Here is a 4,488-nt window from a genome sequence, read left to right on the forward strand (position 1 = left end):
CTACTTCTACCAAGCTTTTGACCTTGTGTGTTCATAACCTCCACTGGCATTCCCTTACGCAATTGAGGCCCTTGCTGTAATGGCACAGAGATATTGACTTCTAAAGGTCGATTTTGCGCGATATTAACTAATTGTGTAGAAATATTAACTAAATCACCTACTTTCACAGCCATTTTGCCAACTGTGCCACTAAAGGGAGCGGTAATTTTATCGGACTGGAGATTCCCTTGTTGTTTGGGAATATTTACATTAGCTTGCTGCAAAGTTTGTTCAGCCTGCAATATGTTGGCTCGTTGTGCTTGAATTCTAGAATCAATTGCCTCAAGATTAGCCTTAGCATTGGCGAGCCTATTACCAAATTGATTGCGAGTCTGTCGAGACACGGCTCCTTCTTCAGCTAGGGTGACAAACTTTTCGTAATTCTGCTGGTACAATTGCACATTTGCAACGTAGGATGGTCGTTGTGCTTCCAAAGATTTGAGTGTAGCGCGGGCATTTTCCAGTTGCACTAAAAATCCTTGAGGCACAGCATTGCTTCCACTGATACCTGCTTGTGGCATAGGATCTACTTGGAGAATTGCCGCTCCTGCTGCGACTCGATCTCCCGATTTAACAAATATCTGAGTAACTTGGCCCTGAATCCTCGGCTGGAGCGTAACTAAGCGCTGGGACTTGAGGCTAGCAATAAAATCTGAACTTTCCTCAATAATACCGCTTTGTACTGTCGATATTTTGACTCTTACCCCTTGAGGTTGAGCATTAGTAGTTAAAGGCGCTGAATTTTGCGGACGCCAAACTAGAGCTGCTCCGCCCCCTAACAATAGTAGTGCAGCTAAAACCCAAAGCCACCGCCGTTTTCTAGAAGGTGGCTCAAATGAGGTTTGTGGAGCTTTTTCTCCAAAATCGGTTTGAGGCTCAGGGGATGTCATGGCTTATGAGGAACTTAAGGAACAAATTAACTAGAATTAAATCAATATTTCATCTTTTGATATGGAAATTACTGATTTGGCATGAGGTTTTGTGGCAAATTATGTGTTACCCCATCCAAATATACAGTTTTAATCATTCCGTCTAAATCTACCCAAAGGTGAATCCGCTCTTTAAAACCTATGGAAATATTACTTGTTCATCAAATCAAAAGGATGGATATCGCTATGCCTAAACTATACAAATAGACCTAGACATAAGAGACTATTTAATAAATGTGAGAATCATAACTAATTATGCGGATATAATATAAGTCCTAATAACCTCTAATTAGACATCTCCAAAAATTAATTATACGTTACCCGAAATCTTGGTAGGCACAATTTATGAATTTTACCTACATCATTTTTGGAGATGTCTAAGCAACACTTTGGTTCAACTCACTGTGATAATTGTTCCCACACTCTCATTTGCCAATCTATCCACCGCACACACGGCATAGGTTCCCGGTAGTTGGACGGTAGCGAAGGTTGTGCCAGCAGACAAAATTCGTTGAATTGCCCAAGTATCGCCAGTTTGTCGATAAAGTGTCCAAGAACGAACTGGCTGATTATCACCAGGCTGCCAACTCACTTTGCGGTTATTGACTTGTAGTTGAATAGGTGGAGCCGGCGGTGTTGTATCTTGCCAAGACAAAGTTGGCGGTAGCGCAGGTTTGTTATAAAGCAGACTTTGGAATTTATCAGCAATGCCTTGACTATTTTCTGTCAAAACACCGACATTAAAGAAGATATTCCCCAGTGATAAATTTCCAGCTTGGCTACGACTAATTTTCACCTGCTTTTCAATCTCATCAGTGTCCCGACTCTTGTTGCTTGGTTCTGTCAGATTGTTACCAGCGTAAACGTGTCTTTTCTTAGTGTTTACCTCTGTCCACCACTTTAGCAACGCCGAATAACTTTGTTGTGGTTGGTCTGTACGCCAATAAAGTTGAGGCGCAATATAATCAATCCAGCCTTCTGCTAGCCATTTCTTCGCGTCGGCATACAGCACGTTATAAGCATCCAACCCAGTAATACCAGTGGGTTGTCCGGGGCGATAAATGCCAAAGGGGCTAATACCAAATTTAACGTCGGGTTTAGTTGCTTTAATTCCCTGGTAGAGGCGCTGTACCATTCTGTTAACATTATCTCGTCGCCAGTCATTAAGGCTGAGTATCCCACCAGCTGCCTTATATGCAGTATAAGTTTTGTCATCGGGGAAAGGTTGCCCCTCGATGGGATATGGATAAAAATAATCATCTAAGTGAATGCCATCAACATCGTAGCGCTTCACTACATCGAGAATTACATTGTAAGCTCTATCCTGAACTATTTTCAGTCCTGGGTCCATCCAGCGTTGAGTTTTCCACAAATAAACGCTTTCTGGATTGGTAGCTGCTATGTGGGGACGGACTGTTTTAGTTGGGTCGGTGGAGGTGCTAGCGCGGTAGGGATTGAACCAAGCATGGAGTTCAATATTGCGCTTATGACATTCTGCGATCGCAAACGCTAAAGGATCATAAAATGGTTCTGGTGCTTTCCCCTGAGTTCCTGTAATCCAAGTACTCCAAGGCTCTAATTGAGATTCATATAAAGCGTCTCCTTCCGGTCGCACCTGAAAGATGAGGGCATTAAAGTTTAGCGCTTGTAATTTACTAATAATCTCGCTGAGTTCAGCTTTTTGTTGGGCAACAGAAAGTCCTGCTTTAGAAGGCCAATTACTATTCCAAACAGATGCTACCCACGCTCCCCGGAATTCCCGGCTATGACTTACCCTAATGCTACCGATAGGTGCAGGTGTCGGCGTTGGTATGGGTATGGGTATTGGCGTTGGTGTTAATGCTGGTGTTGGTGCTGGCGGCTGTACTAGGTAACTAGAGGCAATTTTTTCTGCCTGACCTAAGTACACCAAGGCTTGATAAATAATTACTGCCACATCTGCACGGGTGGCTGCAAGATTGGGATTGAGTAATTTGATATTTGGGAAACTAACCACCAATTCTGCGCTGGTGGCAATAGCTACTTGATTTCTGCCATACTCAGGAATCTGAACAGAATCTTGATAAATTTGTGGGAGTTGTGAGAGGAGGTCAGCTTTTACTTTGGTGGCAATTTCTAAGCCTCCTACCAAAGCAACTAAAACTTCCACCCTAGTAATTCGGTTAGCAGAACGGAAAGTTTTATCAGGAAATCCGCTAAGAAATGCTTTTTCGTAAGCTGCTTGAATGGCGGCTGCTGCCCAATAATTAGTGGGTACATCAACAAAGGGGACATACTGCCGTTTCTTGGAAACTGTCCCAAATGCGTTGGCGATGATGGCGGCAAATTCAGCGCGGGTAACAGAGTTATCGGGGCGATAAGTACCGTTAGGCAATCCATTGATAATACGACGTTGGGCTAAAGCTGTAATAAATAAGCGTGCCCAATGGTTTTGAATATCCGAAAAGGGAGTAGCAATAGATACCATTGTTGATTGCAGCTAGCTGGCCTGGATTTTGATTTCCTTAGCTAATTTAGCAATAATATCAGAGCGATGCCTGCGGCGGGCTGCGCCTACGCTGCTGCAATATCTTAGTAAACTGTCACTACTCAAGTTGGAACATTAGGAAGGAGGAGGCAGGAGGCAGAAGGCAGGAGGCAGGAGGGAGAAGTTCTTTAATTTTGAATTGATTTCTTCCCCCATTCCCCAATCCCCATTCCTTATCTACTAAGTAGGATTTGCAGCTTCATTAGTAGGATTCAAGGTAGAACGCGCATTCAATGACACCATTACGCGGGAAACGCCAGTGAAAATAATGCTAACACCAACTAATGTGCCAAGAAGCCAGGGCGCATTAAAGGGCCATTGGAACCAAATCATTGCGCCTAAGACCAGCGTAATAATCCCATCACCTAGTATCCACGTCCAGTTATCTTGGGGACGTAACTTAAATGCCAAAATTAACTCGAATGTACCTTCAGCCAGTAAAAAGCTGCCAAGCAACAGAGTTAGTGTGAGAATACCGGTAAAAGGATAAACAAACAGCATTATACCCGTTGCAATATAGAGTCCGCTCAATAGAAGTTTCCAAATAAAACCTCCTTGGTGGCGGGTTTGAGTGGCATAAACTAGTTTTGTAAATCCGGCGAAAATTAAAATCCCCGCAATCCAACTTTCGGCGAATAAGGTGGTGAAATTAGGCGCTGCGATCGCAATAACCCCTAAAATACTGAGGATAACACCACTTATGAGTGACCCATTAACATCCTTCTTAATGTCTCTAGAAACATCGGTTGTCATACAAATTTTTTCCCTATTTTTAAACTAAACTCTACATTTAGATTAGGGAATTTCTAGGTGACAGAGTATGAACCCTAAGATAGACTCATCAGTATTAACTTCATTGCGATCGCTACTAAAATCCACGACTATTGAGACACTAAACCAATCATCTGATGACGTAACCCTCATAAAAGTTCTGCAAGATTGCTTAGGCGTTCATAAACAGCAATGAGACGATCACCTTCAAGTTCAACAGAA

The 4,488-nt window shown here is 42.8% G+C and carries 4 protein-coding genes; 1 reads left to right on the top strand and 3 read right to left on the bottom strand.

The genetic code is table 11. The features are described 5' to 3' along the window. The 3 genes from VE944_RS06280 to VE944_RS06290 form a co-directional block, all read right to left on the bottom strand. On the bottom strand, positions 1-929 hold a 929-nt coding region (locus VE944_RS06280), incomplete at its 3' end, for an efflux RND transporter periplasmic adaptor subunit (RefSeq protein ID WP_324973893.1). 433 nt (positions 930-1,362) lie between these two features. After that, complete coding sequence (locus VE944_RS06285) at positions 1,363-3,435, bottom strand: glycoside hydrolase family 10-like protein (RefSeq protein ID WP_324973898.1); 2,073 nt, start codon at positions 3,433-3,435, stop codon at positions 1,363-1,365. Positions 3,436-3,675: 240 nt separating this feature from the next. Next, positions 3,676-4,248, bottom strand: coding sequence for an HdeD family acid-resistance protein (locus tag VE944_RS06290; RefSeq protein WP_324973901.1), 573 nt, complete (start codon positions 4,246-4,248; stop codon positions 3,676-3,678). Positions 4,249-4,315: 67 nt separating this feature from the next. Here VE944_RS06290 and VE944_RS06295 point away from each other — a divergent pair, with 67 nt between their 5' ends. Continuing rightward, positions 4,316-4,462 carry a hypothetical protein gene (locus tag VE944_RS06295; RefSeq protein ID WP_324973905.1) on the top strand — a complete coding sequence of 49 codons (147 nt, stop codon included), beginning with the start codon at positions 4,316-4,318 and terminating at the stop codon, positions 4,460-4,462. Positions 4,463-4,488: the final 26 nt, after the last annotated feature.

Source organism: Nostoc sp. (assembly GCF_035638895.1).
Taxonomy (GTDB): Bacteria; Cyanobacteriota; Cyanobacteriia; order Cyanobacteriales; family Nostocaceae; genus Nostoc.

What these genes read in the sequence shown, in the direction of transcription:
- VE944_RS06285 (WP_324973898.1), bottom strand. Translation starts at nt 3,435, where the DNA reads ATGGTATCTATTGCTACTCCCTTTTCGGATATTCAAAACCATTGGGCA.
- VE944_RS06290 (WP_324973901.1), bottom strand. Translation starts at nt 4,248, where the DNA reads ATGACAACCGATGTTTCTAGAGACATTAAGAAGGATGTTAATGGGTCA.
- VE944_RS06295 (WP_324973905.1), top strand. Translation starts at nt 4,316, where the DNA reads ATGAACCCTAAGATAGACTCATCAGTATTAACTTCATTGCGATCGCTA.